Raw genomic sequence first — 23396 nt, 5'->3', positions numbered from 1 at the left:
GGGGCTGGTAGCGGTAGCACCTTTGCGTTTATTGTCCCCGGTCAGAGGAGACTGGAGGGCAGCCGATGACCTATATTCTGGCAATTGATCAGGGCACCACGTCGACCCGGGCAATCCTGTTTGATGCAGGCATGCAGGTCGCGGGCACCGCGCAGCAGGAATTCACCCAGCATTACCCGCAGGCGGGCTGGGTGGAACATGACCCGGAGGAGATCTGGGAAACCACCGTTGCGGTTTGCCGCAAGGTGATGGCGGATCTGGATGTCTCCGCCGCGGATATCGCGGGCATCGGCATCACCAACCAGCGCGAAACCACCGTGGTCTGGGACAAGGCCAGCGGCAAGGCGATCCACAACGCCATCGTCTGGCAGGACCGCCGCACCGCCGCCATCTGCGAGCAGCTGCGCGCGGCGGGCCACGCGGAAATGGTGGCGGACCGCACCGGGCTGCTGCTTGATCCCTATTTCTCCGGCACCAAGGTGAAATGGATACTCGACACCGTTCCCGGCGCGCGCGACCGCGCCGCGGCAGGTGATCTGCTGTTTGGCACCGTGGACAGTTTCCTGATCTGGCGCCTGACCGGCGGTGCGTCGCATGTGACGGACGCCACCAATGCCGCGCGCACGCTGATGTATGACATCCGCAAGGGCCGCTGGAGCCGCACCATCAGCGACCTGCTCGACGTGCCGCAGCAGATGCTGCCGGAGGTGAAGGACAGCGCCGCGGAGTTCGGCACCACCATCCCGGAGATCCTGGGCGGCCCGGTCCCGATCCTGGGCGTGGCCGGCGACCAGCAGGCGGCCACCATCGGCCAGGCCTGTTTTCAGCCGGGAATGATGAAATCCACCTACGGGACAGGCTGCTTTGCGCTGCTGAACACCGGGGATGAGCCGGTGGTCTCCAAGAACCGGATGCTGACCACCATCGCCTATCAGCTCGACGGCAAGCCCACCTATGCGCTCGAAGGCTCGATCTTCATCGCCGGCGCCGCGGTGCAATGGCTGCGCGACGGGCTGGGGATCATCGGCAAGGCAAGTGAAAGCGGCGTTCTGGCGGCCAAGGCGGATCCGGGACAGGACGTGATCCTGGTGCCGGCCTTCACCGGCCTCGGCGCGCCCTATTGGGAGCCGGAGTGCCGCGGCGGCATGTTCGGCCTCACCCGCAACTCCGGCCCGGCGGAGTTTGCCCGCGCGGCGCTGCAAAGCGTCGCCTACCAGACCCGCGACCTCTATGAGGCGATGCGCGCCGACTGGGAGGACGACAGCCACCACACCGTGACCCTGCGCGTCGATGGCGGCATGAGCGCCAGCGACTGGACCATGCAGAGCCTGTCGGACCTGCTGGGCGCCGCGGTTGACCGCCCGGTGATGCAGGAAACCACTGCGCTCGGCGCCGCCTGGCTGGCGGGGATGCGCGCCGGGATTTATCCGGACCAGACCGGATTTGCCGACACCTGGAAGCTCGACCGACAGTTCGTGCCGCTGATGCAGCCCGCCGCGCGCGAAGCGGCCTATGCTCGCTGGCAGCGCGCTGTCCAGGCCGTGATTGGAGTCTGACCCGGCGGGGTGAGGGGCAGGGCGGGGCGCTCCCGCCTGCTCCTGTCCATTCAAAGAATGTGCCTCACAGTTGGGCATAGCGCCGCGCTTTGCGCGGCGTTTTTTCCGCTGAGAAGCGGTTTAAGGGCAGGTCTGCCCTTAAACGCGCCTGATCGAGTGTGTTCACGCCATCCGCGCCTCAAGGGTGAACCGTGCCTGCGGCACGGCGGCTTTGCCGCCCTTGACCCGCGGCTGGCCGCAGGAGTGCTTCAGCTCACGCGGGCGCCTGCCGGGATGGTCGGAGGGCGCGCGTTCAGTTCCTCAATGGAGAAGCCCGCAATTGACTTGTACTTGGCGGCATGGGCGGCCAGTTCGGCACGCGGAATAACCTCGCTGATGTCCCGGAAATCTCCGCCGCAGAGGTTCTCCACCCGCTGCAGCACCCCGTCCGGCCCGCCGCCAGCGCGGTTGGCCTGGCCCACTGCTGTGGTCACCGGACGCGCCTCTGCCTCATAGGCCTGGAGCGCGGCGGCAGTCACCCCGTGCTCCAGCAGTTTCGCACCGATCACCCGCGCGTCCACGATGGCCTGGCTGGCGCCGTTCGACCCCACCGGGTAGGTCGGGTGCGCGGCGTCCCCCATCAGCGTGACGTTCCCGACCGTCCAGCGCGCCAGCGGATCGCGGTCCACCATCGGGTATTCATAAACAACCTCCGCCCCGCGGATCAGCGCCGGGACGTCGACCCAATCAAACCGCCAGTCCGCAAAATCCGGCAGGAACTCCTGGATGTCCGCGGGCCGGTTCCAGTCTTCCCGTCGCCAGGGCGCAGAAGGATCGAAGCTCTTCTCCGCGATCCAGTTCATCATGACGCGGCCCTCCGCATCCGGCGCAGAGATCGAGTAGGCCACCAGCCGCAGGTGGTCATGGCCGATCATTGCCATCGATGCGCCGCCCTTGAAGGCGGGCGCCCTTGTGGTGGCCCGCCACAGGATGCGGCCGTTCCAGATGGGCGCGCCCTCATCCGGCACCATCTGCGCGCGCAGGGCGGAGTGGATGCCATCCGCTGCAACAACCAGCGCCCCCTCGATCCGCCGCCCGTCCGCCAGCAGCAGCGCGGCGCCGCCGCCCGTGTGTTCAAACCCGGCCGCCCGTGCGCCGGTTTCCAGGCAATCCGGCCCGGCCCGCTCCGCCAGAGCCCGGTAGAGCATCATTTGCAATTCGCCCCGGTGCACCGAATACTGCGGCCAGGCATAGCCTGCGCCCAAGCCGCGGGGCTCCTCCCAGATCGTCCTGCCGAGTTTGCTGTAAAACCCCAGTTGCCGGGTCCGCACGCCGATGGCGTCCAGTTCTGCTTCCAGCCCCAGGTCAAAGAGCTCCCGCACCGCGTTGGGCTGCAGGTTGATGCCGACCCCCATCGGCTTCAGCTCCCGCGCGGCCTCGAAGATACGGAACGGCACCCCGATCTGATGCAGTGTCAGCCCAAGAGACAGCCCGGCGATGCCGCCGCCGGCGATGAGGATGGACATGATAAGTATACTCCCTATTTGCGCAGGCAGATAACCACGGCGCACGCAGCAGGGCAAGCAGGCAGGGAAGAAAAGGGGTCAGCGCCGTCCGGCGATGATCAGGTCGGGGCCGAAGATCACGTCGGCGTAGTTGTGCAGGTAGATCTTCAGCCAGGGGGTGAAGCGCTCCGGATGGCGGCTCACCTCGGCCAGCAGGTCGTGGTAGTCGACCCAGCGGGTTTCCATCACCTCATCCGGGTTGGCGGCGATCCGCAGCGGCCGGTGGGCATGGGCCAGGAACACATCGACCGCCTCATGCTCGACCAGCCCGTTGCCGACATCGGCGCGGTATTCCAGGTGGTGGCGGAACTCGGGGTAGAGGCCGGTCAGCCCCAGCTCCTCGTTCATCCGCCGCACTGCGCAGGCCGAGGGCTGCTCATCCCAATTCGGATGGGTGCAGCAGGTGTTCGCCCACAGGCCCGGGGTGTGGTATTTCCCCATCGCCCGCCTCTGCATCAGGATTTCCACGCCTTTCACCACAAAGACGGAGACCGCCTTGTGCTTCAGCCCGCGCTCATGCGCGGCCAGCTTGTCAACCGGTGTCAATTCACCGTTCACCCAGGCGGGAATCATATGGCTCATGCTGTGTCCGTGACGGTTTTTTGTTCTGCGGCCTGCCGCATTTCGACAGCTATAGAGACTACCGCTAACGTTTGCGGGCACGGAAAGCAATTACGCGAAAAGCCGCGGCGAAAATGCCGCGGCTTCACACCCGCCTTTGACGGTTTCAGGGCTTATTCGGTGGCCGCTTCCGCGCCTTCCTCAGCCGCGCCTTCTTCGGCTGCGGCTTCCTCTGCCGGGGCCGGGCCGTGGCTGGCCAGGAAGGCATAGATGTCCTCGCCGCCCTTCTTCAGGCGGAAGGACATTTTCGACTTGGCCTTGGCGTTGCCGGTTTCGGCCTGCAGGAACTTCTTGGGGTCGGCGGCGAAGGCAACGAATTTCTCTTCGTCCCAGACCAGCCCGGCTTCGCCTGCCGCGACCAGGTCATCGCCGTATTTGAAGCCATCGGCGGTGCCCGCCTGGCGGCCGGCCAGGCCCCACAGGTTCGGGCCGGTCTTGCCGCCCTTGACGATCACATCGCCCGAGTCGGAAACCACCATGTGGCAGGACTTGCACTTGTTGAACCCCTTCTCGCCAGCTGCCGGGTCGCCTTCGGCAAAGGCAGGGGCTGCGAGGAGGCCGAAAATGGCGGCGGTCATAAGAGGTTTCATATTGCTTGCTCCAGTTCTGAGTTGGCAGGTGTGACTCATGATTTATTACCCGGCAGTGTCAACCGGCAGTTTGACGCGCATCAAAGTCCCGGCAGGAAGCTGCGGTGTTTCATGGCGCGGCCCAGCAGGGCAGAAGATCGCCCGGTTCCGGGCGGGCGCAATAGACCGCGCGGGCGATCGCCCGGCTGAGGCAGAGCGCGGCGGCATGGCAAAGGGTTCCCAGCTCTGCGTCCGGGTTCTCCAGGTCCTTCGCGCCGGTGCTGGCGGCAAAGACCAGATCGCCGTCACCGGGGGAATGCGCCGGCACGATGGCGCGGCCGATGCCGTCATGCGCCGCCGTGGCCAGGCGCTGGCACTGCGCCTTGGTCAGCGCCGCATCGGTGGCGACGATGGCGATGGTGGTGCTGGCGCGCTCCGGCGGCAGCGGGGTGCCGCCCAGTTTCTGAATGGCCTCGATCTTGCGGCTCTCCACTGTGCGGCCCAGCCCGGCGGCCTTGTCCGGGCCCAGCCCGCCGAATTCCCCGCCGATTTCAAACGGGGCGGCCCAGAAATGCCGCTCCCCCGGCGTGGTTACGGCGCCCAGCGGATTGGCGGCCACCAGCGCGCCCACCGTAACGCCAGTGTCCAGCACCAGCGAGGCGGACCCCAGCCCGCCCTTCAGCATCGCGGTCAGCGCGCCCGCGCCTGCGCCGGCGGTGCCAAGGGCGAAGTCCTCCGCCGCCCCTTCAAAGGCCGCCCGGCCCAGGGCGCGGTAAGGGTTTTGATCCCAGTCCTTCTGCCCGCCGTTCAGCAGGTCAAACAGAATCGCCCCGGGCGCCAGCGGCACCCGTGCGGGCCCGACCGGAAAGCCGCGGCCCTTGGCGTGCAGCGCATCCATCACCCCGGAGCAGGCCTCCAGCCCGAAAGCCGAGCCGCCTGACAGCACCAGCGCGTCGATCCTGGCCACCGATTTGTCAGGTGCCAGCAAATCCGTCTCCCGCGTGCCCGGCGCGCCGCCCATCACATGCACCGAGGCGGTGAAGGGTGCGTCCGCCGTCAGCACCGTGGTGCCGGACTTCAGCGCCGCATCCTGGGCGTTGCCGACCAGGAGGCCGGGCACGTCGGTGATCAGGTTCTTGGGGCCGGGGAGCATGTCGTTTGGTCCTTCTTGAATGAAGCGCGCCGGCGCGCGCTGCCTCCGGCGGGAGTGTTTTCGCAATGAAGAAGGCGGACGTGTCAGATCCGCGGCTTGGGGGCTGCGGTTGCCGGATCGCCGGTGTTCGGCTCCCCCGTGGGTTCCATGAGCAGGACCTTGCATTCCTGCTCGGCGCGGGGGCGGTGGATGACGCCCTTGGGCACCACGAACAGCTCTCCTGCGCGCACGGTCTGCGGCGGCTCGCCGTCGATGTCCATCACCATCTCCCCTTCCAGCACCAGGAAGAAATCATCGGTGTCCGGGTGATGATGAAAGGGAAATTCGCCCTGAAACTTCACCACCATCACGTCGTTGCCGTTGTAATCCGCCACCACATGCGGGTCCCAATGGCTGGAAAACATTGCCAGCTTCTCGGCAAGATTCACGGTTTTCATATGCAGCGTCCTCCGTCCACTTCCATCGCCACGCCAGTGACCATGCTGGCCTCGTCCGAGCACAGGAAGCAGGCCGCATTGCCCATGTCCTCCGGTGTCGAGAAGCGGCCGATCGGGATGGTGGACAGGAACTTCGCGCGCATTTCCGGGGTGTCCTCTCCCATGAAGGATTTCAGCAGCGGCGTTTCCCCCGCCACCGGGTTGATCGCATTGACCCGCACCCCGTGCGGTGCCAGCTCCACCGCCATCGTCCTTGTGGCGGTAATCATCCAGCCCTTGGAGGCGTTGTACCAGTTGAGGTTGGGGCGCGGCGACACCCCGGCGGTGGAGGCAACATTCAGGATTGCGCCTCGCTGGTTGGCCTTCATATGCGGCACCAGGGCGCGGGCGGTCAGATAGACCGATTTCATGTTGACGCCCATCACCCGGTCGAAATCCGCCTCGCTGATCTCCTCCAGCGGCGCGGGCAGGTGGGTGACGCCGGCATTGTTCACCAGGATATCGAGCTGCCCGAAGGCCGCCAGCGCCGCCTCTGCCATCGCCGTGACCGAGGCGCGGTCCGAGACATCCACGGTCTGCGCAATCGCATTGCCGCCCAGCTCTGCCGCCATCGCCTCTGCTGCAGAGCCGTTGATATCGGCAATCATCACCCGGGCGCCCTCAGTCAGGAACTTGCGCACGATGCCGGCACCAAAGCCCGAGGCGCCGCCGGTCACGATGGCGGTTTTTCCGTCCAGCCGCATGATCTGATCCTCCCGGTTGTTTGCGCCAGCATGGGCCGCGCGTGCGCCGGGTGCAATCCGCGGTTTCAATCCGGGTCGATTTTACCGCGCGTCGCTTTCAGCTCGCCGCGCTGCTTCTTGGCCTCCAGCCGCCGCTTGACCGAGCCGCGGGTGGGTTTGGTGGCGATCCGCCGCTTGGGCGCCACCAGCGCCTTGCGCACCAGCTCCGCCAGCCGCTCGCGCACGATCTCGCGATTCCGCTGCTGCGAGCGGGTCTCGTCGCATTGCAGGATGATCGCGCCTTCCTTGGTCCAGCGCCGCCCGGCCAGCCGTTTCAGCCGGGATTTGACCGCAGGCGCCAGCGCGGGCGAACGGGCGGCCTCGAACCGCAGCTCAACGGCGGTGGCCACCTTGTTCACATTCTGCCCGCCGGGGCCCGAGGCGCGGATGAAGCTCTCGGTCATTTCCCAGTCCTGCAGGGTGATTTGGTCGTTGATGCGGATCATGGCTGTGACGGTTTGCGGAACGCGGGCTTTAAAATCGAAAGGGCTGTTCCACACGCGGGGAACAGCCCTTCGAGATGATAGGAGGTGCACCGGTTAGGTCAGCACCAATTCAGGGGTCTATACGTACCAAGGGCTGCCTCGGCCGCACTCCTTCTGAACTGTTCCGGCACTGCTCTCCATAGCTTCTCTAGACAATGGGCACCTCCTTTCTGATGTTTCGTGTACCCCCAGCCTGCCACAGATTCGGCAGATGTCAAAACAAAATCATGTGGTCTTCTTGGTTAACGAACGCACGATGATGCGGAAGGGCACAAGCGCGAGCAGCGCCAAGGACAGTTTCACCAGCCAATCGGCAAAGGCCAGCGAGACCCAGTAGGGCACCAGAGGACCCTGTCCGATCAGCGGCAGCATGTCACCCGCCCAGGAGGTATCGTTGGCCGGCTCGATCCAAGCCAGCGAGAGGGAAAACGCGACGGAGAAGAAGATCGCGGTGTCCACGGTGGAGCCGATCAGGGTGGAGGCCAGCGGCGCCCGCCACCACTTGCCCTCGCGCAGGGCGGAGAAGATGGCGACGTCCAGCATCTGCGCCGTGAGGAAGGCGAGGCCGGAGCCGATTGCGATGCGCAGGGTCACCGCCGGATAGGTGAAACCGTCACCTTCCAGCATGATCCGGGTGCCGATGAGCGAGCAGATCACCCCGGTGATGAAGCCCGCCACCACGACCTTGCGCGCCGCGGCGGCGCCGTAGACGCGGTTCATCACATCGGTCACCAGGAAGGCCACCGGATAGGTGAAGGCGCCCCAGGTCAGCCAGTCGCCGAACAGGAATTGCACCAGGACGTTGGAGGCCACCACCACGGCGGCCATGGCAAGAATGCCGGGTATATGCGAGCGGGTCATGCGCAGGATCCGTTTGTTTCGGGGCCGCGGAGCGGGCTCCGCAGCAGCAAAAGACCGGCCCCCTTAAACTGCATGCGCCTGTTCCGCAAGGTTTCCGGGCGCAAGGGGAGGAAAGGCGTGCGCTCCCGCCCGCGCCGGGTGCATTCGGGGAATGCCCCTTTGCGGTTGGGCCGGGCGCCGCTGGCGCGGCGCAGGGGCGTGTGTCAGCGGGGCAGCGCGTATTCCACCAGTTCGGTGCGTTGCACCGGCAGGAAATTGTCGTCCGACACCATGGTGGCGCGCATCTCGCCGTTGCCGCCGGCCCAGACCGACAGGCCTTCGAGGTTGTCATGGGTGCCGGGGCCGGTTTGCAGCAGGGTTGTCTCATTCACCGGCCCGGCAGCGGTGATATCCCAGCGGCGCAGCCGGCTGCGGAAGCCGAGCAGGGTCAGGTCGCGCTCCAGCAGATAGAACCGCCCGTCGGGGCCGAAATCCGCATCCACCGGCAGGAAGCCGCCGCGCGGCGGCAGGCTGAAGGGGCGCGACCAGCGCCGCCCGTTCCAGCGCCAGACCGGGATCTGCCCGTGATTGTCAAAGGCGCGCTCCGGCAGCGTGTAGAGCCGTCCGCGGGCATCGATGGCCAGCGTTTCCAGCGATTTGTTGGGCGGCAGCTTGCGGAACCCCTTGGGCCGCGGCAGCACCTTGGCGGGACCGTCCGGGCGGCGGTAGCGGGCGACCCGCGCCGCACCCTCGAATGAGATATAGCGGCTGCCGTCCGGTGCGACCGCCAGGCCCTCGCTGTCGCCGGCAAAGCCGCGCAGGGTCTTGCCGGTCGAAGCGCGCAGACGGTGCGCGGTTTGGGCCGTGATGCCGGAAATCCGGCCCTGCCTGCGCTGAATTTCCGTTGTCACCAGCGTTGACCGGTCGCTCAGCACCACCATGGCGCGGCCGCCATCGGTGATCTTCAGCGCCGAGAAACCGCCGAACCAGGGCTTTTTCAGTGTCCAGGTATAGCTGCCCAGGTACTGCGCCTTGCTGTCCGCCGCCAGCGGCCGGCTGGCGGCATAGCCGGCTGCCGCCAGGCCGGCGGCAGCGGCAACAGCCAGGATCAGTTTGATTGCAGAACGGCGGCGCATTGCTGGGGCAGGTCCGAAAGGGTGTAGTCCCGCCGTGGTTTAGGCTTTGGCGCGTTCGGGTCAACCGGTTTCGGCGGCGGCGGGTTCAGAATGTTGTTCACCCACTGCTGCGCATCGGCGCAGCCGTCGCCCTTGGGCGGGGCCGCCTGGTCAACACAGCCGCGGGCGCCCCGCGGACAGGCCAGCCGCACATGGAAGTGGTAGTGGTGGCCCCACCAGGGCCGGATCTTGCGCAGCCAGCGGCGGTCGCCCTTCTCGTCATTGCACATCTGCACCTTGGCACCGGGAAACACGAAAATCCGCGCCACCCGCTTGTCCTGCGCTGCCGCCTTCAGGATTTCATGATGGGCACGGCTCCAGCTGCTGTTGACATAGGCCCCCTTGGCCCGGCGCATCGAGATCGAGGAGATGTTCTCGCGCGCGCTGCGGCTCAGGTTCAGCCGGTCCGGCGGGCGCATCCAGATGTCGATGTCGAGGCCGATCTGGTGGCTGCGGTGGCCCGACAGCATCGGCCCGCCGCGCGGCTGGCTGATGTCACCGATATAGAGCCCCTTCCAGCCGCGCTGCCTGGCGGCAAAACTGCTCAGGTCCTTGACGAAATCGATCGCTGCGGGATGCCCCCAGTTGCGGTTGCGGCTCAGCCGCATCGCCTGCCAGGTGGGGCCGGTCTCCGGCAGCTGCTCGGCGCCGGCCACGCAGCCCTTGGCGTAGGAGCCGAACGGCGCGGGTTTCTGCTGCGAGGCGCTCGGCTTGGCCCCGAACAGCGCCTTGGCGGGGGTCTGCGCGTTTGCCGGAAGCGATAATCCCGCAACCGCCAGACAGATGGCAAGTAACAGTCTCAACCCTGATCTCCTTCTCCTTGAACCCAGAATAACAGTACCAATCCGATCAGAAACAGGCCGATGACCGGGGTGATCCCCAGCCGGGCGCTGCCGGTGACAGTTGTTGCAACGCCGATCAGCATCGGCGCCAAAAACGCGGTGGCGCGCCCCGACAGGCCATACAGGCCAAAGCTCTCAGTCGCGTCCCTGGGGCTGGTGTGGCGCACCATCAGGCTGCGGCTGGCCGCCTGCAGAATGCCGCCGAAGCCGCCGATCAGCACGCCGCAGCCGAAGAACACCGTGTCCGGCAGGGTGGAGCCCTCGGCCAGCGGCACGCCGAAAATCTGGTGCCGCGACATGGAAACGATGATCAGGCAGACGAAAGACAGGATCAGGATCGAGGCGATGATCACCGGCTTGGGGCCGAACCGCCGGTCGGCCTTGCCGCCGAGCCAGCTGAACAGGGTGGCGGCAAAGGCGGCGACGATGCCGAAGATGCCGATCTGGGTGATCTCCCAGCCCAGCACCAGCTTGGCATAGACGCCGCCGAACCCGTAAAGCCCGTTCAGCGCATCGCGGTAGAACATCGAGGAGCCGAGGTAGCTCGCCAGGCTCAGCCTGTTGCGCAGCCCGGAGACCAGCTTGACCACCATTTGCCAGGCCTTGCCCAGGCTGGCCTTGCGCCCCGTCGCGCCCTGGTCCTTCACCCACAGGAAGTAGGGGATCATGAAGACGGCAAACCAGATTGCGGTGAAGGGGCCGACGGCACGGGTGCCTTCCTTGGCCTCCGCATCCAGGCCCAGGGCCGGGCTGAGGCCAATGAGCGTCTTGCCGGTACCCTGCTCCACAAACAGCAACAGCATGATGAACAGCGCAATCACCCCGCCCAGGTAGCCAAAGGCAAAGCCGGAGCCGGAAATGTCGCCCACATCCTCGCGGCTGGCCAGCGTTGGCAGCTGCGCGTTGACAAAGATCAGGGCAAATTCTGCTCCGATGAAGCCAAAGCCGAAACTGACCAGCATCCACCACAGGTTGCTGCCGCCCGGGTCCATGTACCACAGCCCCCAGGCGCCGATCAGATACATCAGCGAAAACATCATGATCCAGGGCAGCCGCCGGCCGGTGATATCCGCCAGCGCCCCCAGGAACGGCGCGCCGAAGCCGATGATCAGCCCGGTTATGGTCAGGCACATCGACCACACGGTCTGCGCCTGCGCCTTGGCCCCCTCGCTGTCCAGGCCCTGGCCCATGAAATACTCCGCGGCCACGGCGGCAAAAAACGGGCTGAACACAAAGGTGACGAGCAGCGTCTGGTAGGGCTGACTGGCCCAGTCAAAGAACCACCATCCCCAGATCCGCTTGCGCGTGGACACCTGCTGCATACCCGGCCTCTTGTTATAGTTGCCTTCAGGTATGGCAGGCGGGCAGGGGCCTAGGCAAGTCTGTCCTGCATCGGCGGCCAGGGCCGGCCGCCATCCGCCGCGCACCAGTCCCGGATCCAGCCCGGCAGCTCGGGCGAGGCTTCCGCGTCCTGCCCCAGCGCCTCCAGCACCTGTTGCGGCGGCACGATGCCGTTTTTGTCCGTGACCGCGGTGCGCAGCATCACATGGCTGGCGCAGTCGCCGTTCTTTTTCCACATCGACTGCTCGACGTAGATGAACTTCCCGTCCCAGCCGGCGGTGCGGCTGCGCATCTCGAATTTTTCAAAGCCGCGGATGCGGCGGCGGTAGCGCACCGAGGACCCCGCCACCGTCAGCCCCCAGCGGCGTTCGCGCAGGCAGCGGATCAGCCCCACCCGCTGCGCCAGCATGGTGCGGCCCAGGTCATACAGCGTCATGGTGCGGCCGTTGTTCAGCTCCATCCACATGTCCAGGTCCCAGGGCCAGCAGATGTGGCTGGACACATGCATGCCGGTGATCGGCAGCCGCTCCATCCGGCTGGCCAGAACGGTATCTTTGATCAGGCGGACAATCGGGTACATCGGCGCGCGCTCCTTGATGGCATGTGCCCGTGATGCCACCCGTTTACAGCGCGTCAACCGCAACCTCGCGGAAGCCTTGCGCATTTCGCCGCGTCTGCTTACCTGTGTGGCTGTTCGAAAGAGGGAAATACCGATGGTCTCGCTGTTCCAAATCCTGATGCTGATCCTGGACATCGTCTGGTTCTTCATCATTGCCCATGTGATCATGAGCTGGCTGATCAACTTCCAGGTGCTGAACCTGCACCAGCAGCTGGTGGCACAGATCTGGTACGGGCTGAACCGGATCCTGGAACCGCTCTACGCCCCGGTGCGCCGCTTTATGCCCAATATGGGCGGGCTGGACCTGGCGCCGCTGGTGGTTCTGGTCGCCGTCTACGCGCTGCGCATCATCCTGGTGAACAACGTCTCGGCGTTCTACTGAACCCAGCCTGAAAAGTTCCGCCCGGCGGCACGCCGGGCAGCGCCCGTCCGCCCCCTCGGGCGGACGCTGCCCTTTGTGGCTGGCCAAATCCGTAGCCACGCAGGCAAGCCCCCTTGCCGCCCCATGCCTCCTGTGGGATTGTGCCTGCCAAGCAAGAGCAGACCACCACAACAAGGCACACCGCCCCCATGACAGCCCCGGCATCCCCGGCACAACTGACTGGCGCGTCCCCGATCCTGCGCGAGATTTTCGGCTTTGACGCCTTCCGCCCGGGGCAGGAGGAAATCGTCGATGCGGTGACCGCCGGGGAGAACGTGCTGGCGATCATGCCCACCGGCGGCGGCAAGTCTCTGTGCTACCAGCTGCCCGCGCTGCTGCGCGACGGCATCACCGTGGTGATCTCCCCCCTCATCGCGCTGATGCGCGACCAGGTCCGCGCCCTGCAGGAGGCCGGCGTCAACGCAGGCGCCCTCACCTCCGGCAACACCGACGAAGAGACCGAATTGGTCTGGGAGGCGATTGAGGCCGGGCGGCTCAAACTCCTCTACATGGCCCCGGAACGCCTCGCCTCCAGTGCGGCCATGGGCATGCTGCGCCGCATCGGCGTCAGCCTGATCGCGGTGGATGAGGCGCATTGCGTCAGCCAGTGGGGCCATGACTTCCGCCCCGATTACCTGCGCATCGGCGAGCTGCGCCGCGCCCTGGACGTGCCGCTGGCGGCCTTCACCGCCACCGCCGACCAGGAAACCCGCGAGGAGATCGTCCAGAAACTGTTCGACGGCGAGGCCCCCCGCAGCTTCCTGCGCGGCTTCGACCGGCCCAACATCCATCTGGCGTTCGGCGCCAAGGACAGCCCGCGCCGCCAGATCCTGGAGTTCGCCGCCGCCCGCAAGGGCCAGTCCGGCATCGTCTACTGCGGCACCCGCGCCAAGACAGAGGCGCTTTCCGCTGCGCTGCGCGAGGCCGGCCATTCCGCCTGTTTCTACCACGGCGGCATGGAGGCCGAGGACCGCCGCATCGTCGAGACGCGTTTCGCGCGCGAGGACGGGCTGATCGTGGTTGCCACCGTCGCCTTTGGCATGGGCATCGACAAGCCCGACATCCGCTGGGTCGCCCATGCCGACCTGCCCAAAAGCATCGAGGCCTACTACCAGGAAATCGGCCGTGCAGGCCGAGACGGCGCGCCGGCCGAAACCCTCACCCTGTTCGGCCCCGACGATATCCGCCTGCGCCGCTCCCAGATTGACGAGGGCCTCGCCCCGCCCGAACGCCGCGCCGCCGACCACGCGCGCCTGAATGCGCTCTTGGGCCTCGCCGAGGCGCTGCACTGCCGCCGCCAGAAACTTCTGGGCTACTTCGGCGAAGAGGCACAGCCTTGCGGTAATTGCGACCTCTGCGACACGCCCGCTGATGTGTTTGACGGCACCACCGTGGTGCGCAAAGCGCTGTCGGCGGTGCTAAGGACAGAGGAATGGTTCGGCTCCGGCCATCTGATCGACATCCTGCTGGGCGCCGACAACGAGCGGATCCGGGCCAAGCGCCATGATGAGCTGTCGGTCTACGGCTGCGGCAAGGAATTCGGCAAGCGCCAGTGGCAGGCGGTGTTCCGGCAGATGATGGGCCACGACCTGCTGCGGCCCGACCCGGACCGCCACGGCGCCCTGCGCTTCACAGAGGCCGCGCTGCCGATCCTGCGCGGCGAGCAGTCCATTGACTTGCGCCGCGACACCATCAAATCCGCCGACCGCCGCCCGGCCGTGAAGGCGCTGGTCTCCGAGGAGGACGCGCCCTTGCTGTCCGCGCTCAAGGCCAAGCGCCGGGCGCTGGCCGAGGCGCAGAAAGTGCCGGCCTATGTGATCTTCCCCGACCGCACCCTCATCGAGATGGCGGAGATGCGCCCGGAAACCCTCGACCAGATGGCCCGCATCAACGGTGTCGGCGCCAAGAAGCTGGAACGCTATGGCGATGATTTCCTGGGTGTGATCACCGGCACGGCTGAGCAGCTGCATCCGGCGCGGCGCAAGCTGGCGGGGCGTGAGTCCGGCTCGATCTACGACGGGCTTCTGGAAGTGCAGGCGCAGCTGGCGCGCGGTGAATGCGGCACCCTGAAACCGCTCACTTGCTCGGCGTCGCTGCTGGCCAAGGTGGCGCAGCTGCGCGAGGGCGACGAGGACGGCCTCGCAAGGCTGCTGGGGGAGCGCCGCGCCGAACGTTTCGCGGCGGCGTTTCTGGACGTCCTGCGCGGCGCGGGCTAGGGTCGCGCCAAGAAACGGGCAAGGCACCAAAGGGGGCAGATATGCTGGTAGTGACCTCTCCGGCCAAGAAGCTGGACTGGGCGGAACGGGAGCAGGAGATGACCTGGCCCGCGCTGCATGACGACGCCGTGGAACTGGCGGATGTGGCGCGCGAACAATCGGTGGCGGACCTGATGAAGCTGATGCACATCAGCGAGGATCTGGCCAAGCTGAACCATGCCCGCTTCCAGGACTTTGCCGCCGACCCGAAAACAGACGCCACCCGCCCGGCGGCGCTGGCCTTTGCCGGCGATACCTACCAGGGGCTGGAAGCCGCCTCGTTGGACGCCGGCGAAATGGCCTGGGCGCAGGAGCATTTCCGCATCCTCTCAGGCCTTTACGGCGTGCTGCGCCCCTTGGACACAATGCAGCCCTACCGGCTGGAAATGGGCTCGCGGCTGAAAAATCCGCGCGGCAAGAACCTCTATGAGTTCTGGGGCCGCAAGATCTCTGACGCGCTGAATGCGCAAGCAGAGGCCGCGGGCGCGGAGGTGCTGGTGAACTGCGCCAGCCAGGAATATTTCGGCGCGGTGGATCTGGCAGTGCTGAAGCCGCGGGTGGTCACGCCCGTGTTCATGGAAGACAAGAACGGCACGCCGAAGGTGGTGAGCTTCTATGCCAAACGCGCCCGCGGTGCGATGGCGCGGTATATCATTCAGCACCGGCTGACGGATGCACAGAGCCTGCTGGACTTCGATGCCGGCGGATACGCCTATCAGCCGCAAATGTCGGAACCGGACAAGCCCGTCTTCCTGCGCAAGGCCTGAGGCATAGCGGCAAGGCGCCCGCCCGCTCCGGCGTAGCCGGTGCGCCCGTGCGGCCAGAGGCGGGGTACGGGGGCATTGCCGCTCAGTGTGTGCCTCCCGCCGCGGCCCGGGCGGGCGGGGCATCAGCCTCCAGCGGCTGGATGCCGGCGGGGGCATGGGTGCGGATCTGCTCGAAAATCAACGCCTTGCGCAGCGGTTTGGTCAGGTAATGGTCCAGCCCGGCGGCCAGAATGCCCTCGGAATCGCCGGCCATCGCGTGCGCGGTCAGCGCCACAACCGGCACGTGGCCGCCGGTCCCCGCCTCCAGCCTGCGGATCTCCGCGGTGGCTTCCTTGCCGTCCATCATCGGCATCGAGATGTCCATGAAGATCAGATCGGGGCGGAAGCTCTTGAACGCCTCCACCGCTTCCAGCCCGTTGCCGGCGAACTGCAGGTCGATGTTCAGCTCCTTCACGATCTTGCGGAACACCAGCTGGTTGGTCTTGTTGTCCTCCGCGGCCAGCACCCGCATCTTGCGCAGACCGGGGGCTGCAGGCCGGGCCGCCGGCAAGGGCGCGGCTGCGGCGGGCCCGGGCGCCGCCGCGGGCGGGGAGCGGACTGGTGCCGGAACCGGGGCTTGGCTGCTGAGCCGGGCCAGCTGGCTGAACAGATCGTCGCGCGGCGCCGGGCTTTGCAGCACGCCGCTGACCAGCTGCCGGACATCGGCGCCGATGGCCGCATGCGGGCTGGAGTTCAGCAGCAGCACCGGCACCCCGGCCCAGCCGGAAGACCTGAGGTCGCGGGCCAGCTGCAGCCCGTCCAGCCCCGGCAGGTTGTGGCCGCTGAGAACCAGGCTGATGCCCTCCTGCATCGCCGCCAGCGCGGCGCCCGCGGTGCCCGCCGTGGTGACCTGGATTCCCAGCATCTGCAGATGCTTTTGCAGGATCTCGCAGTTCAGAGGCACATCGTCCACCAGCAGCACATGGCGCAGGCTGCCGGGCAGTTTCGGCAGCGCCTGCTCAGTCGGCCCTGTCACCGGCAGCGGCAGGCGGAAACCGAAGCAGGACCCCTTGCCCTCTTCGCTGTCGACCCAGATTTCGCCGCCCATCATCTCGATCAGCCGCTTGGAGATCGCCAGCCCCAGGCCGGTGCCCTCGAACTTGCGGTTGCGCTCGTCCTCGACCTGGTTGAATTCGCCGAACACATGCTCCAGCTTCTCTGCCGGGATGCCGATGCCGGTGTCCTCGATGGTGACATGCACCGCGCACTGGCCGTCTTCCGGGGAGGTGATGCCGGTCACCCGCAGGGTCACATGGCCGTCTTTGGTGAATTTCACCGCATTCCCGGCCAGGTTGGTCAGCACCTGCCGGATCCGGCCCGGGTCGCCGGTGAAGCGCGTCGGCAGGAACAGGTCGTAGTCCACCAGCAGCGCCAGCCCCTTGTCGCGGGCGGTGGGCTGCAGCAGCATCACCACCTCATGCAGGCTGCGCTCCAGGTCGAACTCCTGCGGATGCAGCTCCAGCTTGTCGGCCTCGATCTTGGAATAGTCCAGCACGTCATTGATGATGACCAGCAGCGCCTCGCCCGAGTTCTTGATCGTGCTGGCGTAAAGCCGCTGTTCGTCGTTCAGGTCGGTATCGTTCAGCAGTTCGGCCATGCCCACCACCCCGTTCATCGGGGTGCGGATCTCATGGCTCATATTGGCGAGGAAGGCGGATTTGGCCCGGTTGGCCGCCTCGGCCCGGGCGCGGGCGTCCTGCAGCTCCTGCTCATAGTGCACGGTCGAGGTGATATCGAGCGCCAGCGTCACCACGTCGCCGCCGTGGCCGCGCTGGTCGATCAGCCGCAGATACCGCTCATCCCACAGTTGAACCACCACCGGTTCCGGGGAATCGGAGCGCCAGCGCTCCGTCATCATCGCGTGCCAGTCCCTGGCCTTCATGCTGCCGGTGCTGATCAGCCCCTCTTCGATCAGCAGCTCCAGGATCCGCTCATAGGTGATGCCCGGGGTGACCTCCTCAAGCCCGTCGAAGATGTTGAGATAGGCGGTATTGGCGCCGATCAGATGGCCCGCGGCGTCAAAGAAGGCAAAGCCGTCCTGAAAGGCCTGGATCGAATGCCACAGCCGCCGCTCGGCGGTCTCGATCTTCTCGTTGGCGGTGTGCAGGTCGGATTTCACCTTGGCGTTTTCGTCGCGCACCGTGGCGACTTCAGCCTGGGTCTGGCCGATCTGCTTGGTCAGTGCCAGCGCGTGGCGGCCCAGCTTGCGGTTGGCAGCAGAGAGTTCGGCTTGCTTCAGCTCGAGCAGCCGTTCGGCGGCCAGGCGGGCGCGCCTTTCTTCCGCTAATTTGTCGGCAAGGCTCATCCCTGCACTCTCCGCAATACATAAACAAGAACGGCGCACGGCTAATTCCGCGCGCAAACGCAGCCGGGCTGCTTTGCGTTAGTGTTACGCGGAGGAATCTTGCTATGACGTTAAGCCCGTGCCAGCCTGCCTCCAGTATTGGAGGGTGCCATGCCGCGTCTGTTTGCTTTTACCTTATGCTACTTTATTGCTTTTCTTGCGTTTCTTCCCGCTGCCCGGGCGCAGCAGGCGGTTCCTGAATTCCGCTACCGCGTGTATGCGGACACTGATTTCTTCGGCTCCGACCTGCAGCCGCTGTTCGATACAGACGTGGAATCCTGCGCCCGCACCTGCTCGGCGCAGGCGGATTGCGCAGGCTTCGTGTTCAATCAAAGGGCCAACGCCTGTTTTCCCAAATCCGCGCTGGGGCAATCCAGCCCCTATGCAGGCGCCGTGTCCGCGGTGAAACAGCCTGCCGCATCCGGGCTGGCTGCCGCGGCAGCCTCGCGCGCCGCGCGGTTGAACTTCATTCCGGAGCAGGCGCTGCAGCACGCCGCCGGCCTCGCCCGCAGCCTCGGGCTGGACTACCCGCTGTCCACGGATGACGCGGCAGAGGCCCGCACCGCCGCCCGCACCCTGCTGCGGGGCGGCGAGTCCTTGGCCGCCCTGCGCTGGATGGCGCAGGCGGTTGTGCTGAGCGATGAGGCCGCGGATTGGACGCAATTCTCCGGGTATTTGCTGCGCGCCGCCAAGGACAGTAGCAGCCGCACCCAGCAGCGCCGCTACCGCGCACAGGCGTATTCCGCCGCGCTGAACGGCTACTTGCGGGCCAGTGCCCCGGAAAGCCAGGCTGAGGCGCTGTCAGCGGCCGCTGATGCACAGCAGCTGCAGGGCAGGGGCCGCGCCATGCTGCCGCTGCTGCGGCTGGCGCAGGACATCGCGCCGGATGCCGCCCGCGCCGCGCAGCTGGAGGATGCAATTGCCAAGTACGGCTTCCGCGTCACCTCCAGCACGGTGGAAAGCGATAGCGCCGCACCGCGCATCTGCGCCGAGTTCTCCGAAAATCTGGAACAGGCCGGCACCGAATACGAGAACTACGTCCGCCTGCCCGAGGGCAGCCTCGCCGTCACCGCCCAGGGCCGCCAGCTGTGCCTCGACGGGGCGGAACACGGCAAGCGCTACCGCATCACCCTGCGCCGCGGCCTGCCCGCGGCCAGCGGCGAGCAGCTGTTCAAAGACGTGGAGCTGACCCACTACGTGCGCGACCGCGCCCCGCAGGTCCGCTTCCCGGGCCGCGCCTATGTGCTGCCCGCGGGCGGCCAGGCCGCGCTGCCGGTGGAAACCGTGAACCTCACGGAACTGGACCTGCGCCTGCGCCGGGTCAGCAGCCGCAATGTGCTGCGCACCCTGCAGGAGGGCTATTTCGCCAAGCCGCTGTCCCAGTGGGAGGATGAGCATTTCGCCGCGGATATCGCCGCGGAAATCTGGACCGGCAGTGCTGAAGTGAACACCGCCATCAATCAGGTGATGACCAGCCGTCTGCCGCTGGATGAGGCTCTACATGGGCAGAAACCGGGCTTATACGCGCTCACCGCGCGGGTGCCGGGTGCTGATCCCTATGACGACGCGGGCGCCACCCAGTGGTTCGTGCTGACCTCTCTGGGCCTTTCCACCATGTCCGGCAGCGACGGCCTTCATGTGCAGGTGCAATCCTTGGCGGATGCCAAACCGCATGAGGGTGCCGAGGTCAGCCTGATCTCCGCCGCCAATGAGGTTTTGGCGACCGCAACCAGCGACTCCAGCGGCTATGTGCAGTTTGCCCCCGGCCTCACCCGCGGCTCCGGCGGCGCAGCGCCTGCGCTGATCACCGCGCGGGCAGGGGAGGGCGACTTCACCTTCCTGCCGCTGAATGACGCGGCCTTTGACCTGTCGGACCGCGGCGTTGCCGGCCGCCCCGCGCCGGGGCCGGTGGATGTCTTCCTCGCCACCACCCGCGGCGCCTTCCGTGCCGGCGAGACCGTGCATGTGACCGCGCTGGCGCGGGACAGCAAAGCACAGGCCATCGACGGCCTGCCGCTCACCGCGATCCTGCTGCGCCCCGACGGCGTGGAATACACCCGCCAGACCTCCGTCGCAGGCCATCAGGGCGGCCATGTCTTTGCGCTCGCCACCGGCCCCGCCGCCCCGCGCGGCACCTGGCGGATTGAGATCAAGAGCGACCTCAAGGCCCCTGCGCTCGCCAGCCGCCAGATCCTGGTAGAGGATTTCCTGCCCGAGCGCATCGATTTTTCGCAGCAGGTCACGAATGCAGATGCCCTCCAGCCCGGCAGCGCCGTGCAGATCACCTTGCAAGCCGACTACCTGTTCGGCGCGCCGGGCGCAGGCCTGAAGGTGGAGGGCAGCATCCGCCTCACCGCGGCAAACACACTGGAGCAATGGCCCGGCTTCCGCTTCGGCCGCTATGACGAACCTTCCTCCGCCCAGACCGAATACTTCGGCGGCCAGGAAACCGGCACAGACGGCAGCGCTGTCATTTCCGCCAGCCTCCCCGCTGCCACCCCGGCCGAGGGAAAGCCGCTGCTGGCCAGCCTCACCACCCGCGTTGCCGATGGATCCGCCCGCCCGGTGGAACGCACGCTGGAGCTGCCTGTGCGGCCCGCAGGCCCGGTCCTTGGCATCAAGCCGCAGTTTGACGAGGTCGCGGCAGAAGGCTCTGAAGCAGGCTTCGAACTCATCGCCCTTGCCCCCGACCTCACCCCCATGCCGATGCGCGTGAAATGGACCCTGAACCGGGTCGAAACCCGCTATCAATGGTATCAGATCTACGGCAACTGGAACTGGGAGCCGATCACCCGCCGCACCCGCGTCGCCACCGGCGAGGCGCAGGTGGGCAGCGACCCGCTGCCGCTGTCGCAGCCCGTCGACTGGGGCCGCTATGAACTGGTGGTGGAACGCCTCGACGGCGCATATGCCTCTGCCGCCTATGACTTCTATGCCGGCTGGTACGCACCCGAAGGCAGCACCGAGACACCCGCCCGGCTGGAGCTGTCTCTGGACCGCGAGAGCTACGCCCCCGGCGACACCGCCCGCCTGCGGATCGTGCCGCAAGCAGCCGGCACGGCGCTGGTCTCGGTCGTCTCAAACCATCTGATCCACCGCATGGCGGTGGAGGTCCCGGCCGGCGAAATCGTGATCCCGCTGGAGGTGACGCAGGACTGGGGCAGCGGCGCTTATGTGACCGCAACCGTGATCCAGCCTGTGGCTGGAGACCGGGGGCGTACGCCCCTGCGCGCGCTGGGTCTGGCCCACGCCAGCGTCACCCAGCCCGGCCAGCAACTGCAGGTCGCCATTGACGTCCCCGAAGTCACCCGCCCGCGCGGCACCCAAGTTGCGAAAATCAGCGTGGATGGCGCGGCTGAGGGCGAGGAGGTCTGGCTCACTGTCGCCGCGGTGGACCTCGGCATCCTCAACCTCACCGGCTTCACCAGCCCCGACCCCAGCGCGCATTACTACGGCCAGCGCCGTCTGGGGATGGAGCTGCGCGACGTCTACGGCCGCCTGATCGACCCCGGCAACGGCGTGATGGGCCGGATCCGCTCCGGCGGTGATGCCGACAGCGGCATGAAGATGCAATCGCCGCCGCCAACGCAGGACCTCGTGGCGCTGTTCTCCGGTCCCCTGAAAGTGGGCGCCAACGGAGAGGCCGAATTCCCGATGACCCTGCCCGCCTTCAACGGCACCGTGCGCCTGATGGCTGTCGCCTGGTCGGGCAAGGCCGTGGGCCAGGCAGAGGCCGACATGCTGGTGCGCGATCCGGTGGTGGTCACCGCCTCCCTGCCGCGCTTCCTGGCGCCGGGCGATGAAAGCCGCGCCCGCATTGAAATCGTCCATGCCGGCGGCCCCGCCGGTGAGATGGCCCTCAGCGCCGGCACCGCTGGCGGCCTGACGCTGGGCAGCCTGCCGGTTTCCGTCACTCTGGCGGAGCAGGGCAAGACAGTGCTGGAGCTGCCGGTCAAGGCTGAAACCGTGGGCGACCATGAGCTGGCACTGACCCTCACCACCCCGGACGGCCAGGACCTGCGCCAGACCCTGCGGATGCCGGTCCGCGCCAATGATCCGGTGACCTCGGAAACCCGCCGTTTCACCCTGGCGGGTGGCGACACCTTCCTGTTCAGCAAGGACGTCTTCGCGGGCCTCCGCCCCGGCACCGCCCGGGCCACCATCTCCTCCGGCCCGCTGGCGAAATTCGACGTGCCGGGCCTCTTGGCGGAGCTGGACCAGTACCCCTACGGCTGCACCGAGCAGGTCACCTCCAAGGCACTGCCGCTCCTTTACCTAAGCAGTGTCGCGCAGGCCGCGGGGCTGGGCAACGGCCCGGCGGTGGACGCGCGCATCAACGCCGCCATCCGCCAGGTGCTGACCCGCCAGGCCCCCAGCGGCGCCTTCGGCCTCTGGCGCGCCGACAGCGGCGAGTTCTGGCTCGACGCCTATGCCAGCGACTTCCTCAGCCGCGCCCGCGCCCAAGGCTACGCGGTGCCGCAGCAGGCCTTCGCCCAGGCAATGGACAACCTGCGCAACCGCATCAACTACGCCGCCGACTTCGACAGGGGCGGCGAGGAGATCGCCTATGCCCTCCTGGTGCTGGCCCGCGAAGGCGCCGCCCAGATGGGCGACCTGCGCTATTACGCTGATGTGAAGGGAGACGCCTTTGCCACGCCCCTTTCCGCCGCCCAGCTGGGCGCAGCGCTTGCGGCTTATGGCGACCAGCGCCGCGCCGACCGGATGTTTGCCCGCGCCGCGCAGATGATCGGCAATGAGACGCGGAATGAAGCCCGCCTCTGGCGCGCCGACTTCGGCACAAGGCTGCGCGACACCGCAGGCGTTCTGGCGCTGGCGGCAGAGGCCGGATCAGAGGCTGTGGACCGCACCAGCCTGTCGGCGCGGCTCTCGAACGCCAGCGGTATCCGCTCCACACAAGAATCCGCGTGGACCCTGATGGCGGCCCATGCCTTGGCCCAGAACCCCGAAGACTCCGGTCTTCTGCTCAACGGCCAGCCCGTTCAGGGCCCGTTTGTGCTGGCGGCAGACGGGCAAGACGCGCCGGAACTCGCGCTGACCGCCGCCAGCGGCCGCACCGCGGAAATCACCCTCACCACCCTTGGCGTGCCCAAGGTCCCGCCCGCCGCGGGGGGCTTCGGCTACACCATTGAGCGCAGCTACTACACGCTGGAGGGCCAGCCGCTGGAGGTGCAGCCCTTTCAGGCCGGCGCGCGCTTCGTCGCGGTCCTGCGGGTGAAGCCGCATGAGAAGACCGGCGCCCGGCTGATGATCAATGACCCGCTGCCTGCGGGGTTTGAGATCGACAACCCGAACCTGCTGCGCTCCGGTGATCTGCGCGATCTCGACTGGCTGAACCCGGCCGAGGCCGAACACGCCGAATTCCGCAGCGACCGCTTCCTGGCTGCGGTGAATGTGCGTGAAGCTACGCAGGTGACGCTGGCCTATGTGGTCCGCGCGGTGACGCCAGGCGTGTTCCACCATCCGGCGGCCTCGGTTGAGGACATGTACCGCCCCGCCTACCGTGCCCGCACCGGCACGGGGCGCGTGGTCGTGAAGTGAAACGCTGGAGGAAAAGAGCTGAGGGCAGCGCCCGTCCGCGGGTGGGC

Annotated in this window: 17 protein-coding genes and 1 pseudogene; 5 read left to right on the top strand and 13 right to left on the bottom strand. The window is 67.0% G+C overall.

The annotated features are described in order from the left end of the window. Positions 1 to 65 precede the first annotated feature (65 nt). Positions 66 to 1556, top strand: coding sequence for a glycerol kinase GlpK (gene glpK / locus AC58NV_RS19835; protein ID WP_497228673.1), 1491 nt, complete (start codon positions 66 to 68; stop codon positions 1554 to 1556). A gap of 248 nt (positions 1557 to 1804) precedes the next feature. On the opposite strand, the gene AC58NV_RS19830 is transcribed toward glpK, so the two are convergent. The 12 genes and pseudogenes from AC58NV_RS19830 to AC58NV_RS19775 all read right to left on the bottom strand — a co-directional run. Continuing rightward, complete coding sequence (locus AC58NV_RS19830; protein WP_497228672.1) at positions 1805 to 3061, bottom strand: flavin-dependent oxidoreductase; 1257 nt, start codon at positions 3059 to 3061, stop codon at positions 1805 to 1807. Positions 3062 to 3139: 78 nt separating this feature from the next. Continuing rightward, a complete protein-coding gene (gene idi, locus AC58NV_RS19825) occupies positions 3140 to 3682 on the bottom strand; it encodes an isopentenyl-diphosphate Delta-isomerase (RefSeq protein WP_497228671.1) in 543 nt (180 codons plus the stop codon). A 152-nt stretch (positions 3683 to 3834) separates the two neighbouring features. Then, positions 3835 to 4311, bottom strand: coding sequence for a c-type cytochrome (locus tag AC58NV_RS19820; protein ID WP_497228670.1), 477 nt, complete (start codon positions 4309 to 4311; stop codon positions 3835 to 3837). Between the two features lie 109 nt (positions 4312 to 4420). Next, the gene (locus AC58NV_RS19815) at positions 4421 to 5443 is read right to left on the bottom strand and encodes a P1 family peptidase (RefSeq protein WP_497228669.1); all 1023 of its coding nucleotides are present in this window, start codon (positions 5441 to 5443) and stop codon (positions 4421 to 4423) included. 83 nt (positions 5444 to 5526) lie between these two features. Next, positions 5527 to 5880, bottom strand: coding sequence for a cupin domain-containing protein (locus AC58NV_RS19810; RefSeq protein WP_497228668.1), 354 nt, complete (start codon positions 5878 to 5880; stop codon positions 5527 to 5529). Next, positions 5877 to 6623 carry an SDR family oxidoreductase gene (locus AC58NV_RS19805; RefSeq protein ID WP_497228667.1) on the bottom strand — a complete coding sequence of 249 codons (747 nt, stop codon included), beginning with the start codon at positions 6621 to 6623 and terminating at the stop codon, positions 5877 to 5879. The genes AC58NV_RS19810 and AC58NV_RS19805 overlap by 4 nt, the downstream gene beginning before the upstream one ends. A gap of 65 nt (positions 6624 to 6688) precedes the next feature. Further along, complete coding sequence (gene arfB / locus AC58NV_RS19800) at positions 6689 to 7108, bottom strand: alternative ribosome rescue aminoacyl-tRNA hydrolase ArfB (protein WP_174148376.1); 420 nt, start codon at positions 7106 to 7108, stop codon at positions 6689 to 6691. 264 nt (positions 7109 to 7372) lie between these two features. Continuing rightward, a complete protein-coding gene (locus tag AC58NV_RS19795; protein WP_497228666.1) occupies positions 7373 to 8008 on the bottom strand; it encodes a queuosine precursor transporter in 636 nt (211 codons plus the stop codon). A 203-nt stretch (positions 8009 to 8211) separates the two neighbouring features. Further along, positions 8212 to 9123, bottom strand: coding sequence for an esterase-like activity of phytase family protein (locus AC58NV_RS19790; RefSeq protein ID WP_497228665.1), 912 nt, complete (start codon positions 9121 to 9123; stop codon positions 8212 to 8214). Further along, the gene (mepA, locus tag AC58NV_RS19785; RefSeq protein WP_497228664.1) at positions 9096 to 9965 is read right to left on the bottom strand and encodes a penicillin-insensitive murein endopeptidase; all 870 of its coding nucleotides are present in this window, start codon (positions 9963 to 9965) and stop codon (positions 9096 to 9098) included. The genes AC58NV_RS19790 and mepA overlap by 28 nt, the downstream gene beginning before the upstream one ends. After that, positions 9962 to 11563, bottom strand: coding sequence for an MFS transporter (locus AC58NV_RS19780; RefSeq protein ID WP_497228724.1), 1602 nt, complete (start codon positions 11561 to 11563; stop codon positions 9962 to 9964). Before AC58NV_RS19780 ends, mepA begins: the two co-directional genes overlap by 4 nt. Further along, positions 11446 to 11853 (bottom strand): annotated as a pseudogene (locus tag AC58NV_RS19775) (acyl-CoA thioesterase); the annotation flags it as partial. The pseudogene AC58NV_RS19775 and the gene AC58NV_RS19780, both read right to left, overlap by 118 nt. Before the next feature lie 205 nt (positions 11854 to 12058). Here AC58NV_RS19775 and AC58NV_RS19770 point away from each other — a divergent pair. From AC58NV_RS19770 to yaaA, 3 genes are all read left to right on the top strand, one after another. Further along, positions 12059 to 12346: a YggT family protein gene (locus tag AC58NV_RS19770; protein ID WP_366662337.1), complete on the top strand. Its 288-nt coding sequence runs from the start codon at positions 12059 to 12061 to the stop codon at positions 12344 to 12346. A gap of 188 nt (positions 12347 to 12534) precedes the next feature. Continuing rightward, positions 12535 to 14601 carry a DNA helicase RecQ gene (recQ, locus tag AC58NV_RS19765; protein ID WP_497228663.1) on the top strand — a complete coding sequence of 689 codons (2067 nt, stop codon included), beginning with the start codon at positions 12535 to 12537 and terminating at the stop codon, positions 14599 to 14601. A gap of 41 nt (positions 14602 to 14642) precedes the next feature. Further along, positions 14643 to 15407, top strand: coding sequence for a peroxide stress protein YaaA (gene yaaA, locus AC58NV_RS19760; protein ID WP_497228662.1), 765 nt, complete (start codon positions 14643 to 14645; stop codon positions 15405 to 15407). 82 nt (positions 15408 to 15489) lie between these two features. Here yaaA and AC58NV_RS19755 read toward each other — a convergent pair whose 3' ends face one another. Continuing rightward, positions 15490 to 17751: a response regulator gene (locus AC58NV_RS19755; RefSeq protein WP_497228661.1), complete on the bottom strand. Its 2262-nt coding sequence runs from the start codon at positions 17749 to 17751 to the stop codon at positions 15490 to 15492. Between the two features lie 150 nt (positions 17752 to 17901). Here AC58NV_RS19755 and AC58NV_RS19750 point away from each other — a divergent pair, with 150 nt between their 5' ends. Then, positions 17902 to 23349, top strand: a complete 5448-nt coding sequence (locus AC58NV_RS19750) for an alpha-2-macroglobulin family protein (protein WP_497228660.1) — start codon at positions 17902 to 17904, stop codon at positions 23347 to 23349. Positions 23350 to 23396 lie beyond the last annotated feature (47 nt).

Source organism: Leisingera sp. ANG49 (assembly GCF_059694505.1).
The sequence above is the reverse complement of the archived record's forward strand: the minus strand, read 5'-3'. Positions and strand labels throughout refer to the sequence as shown.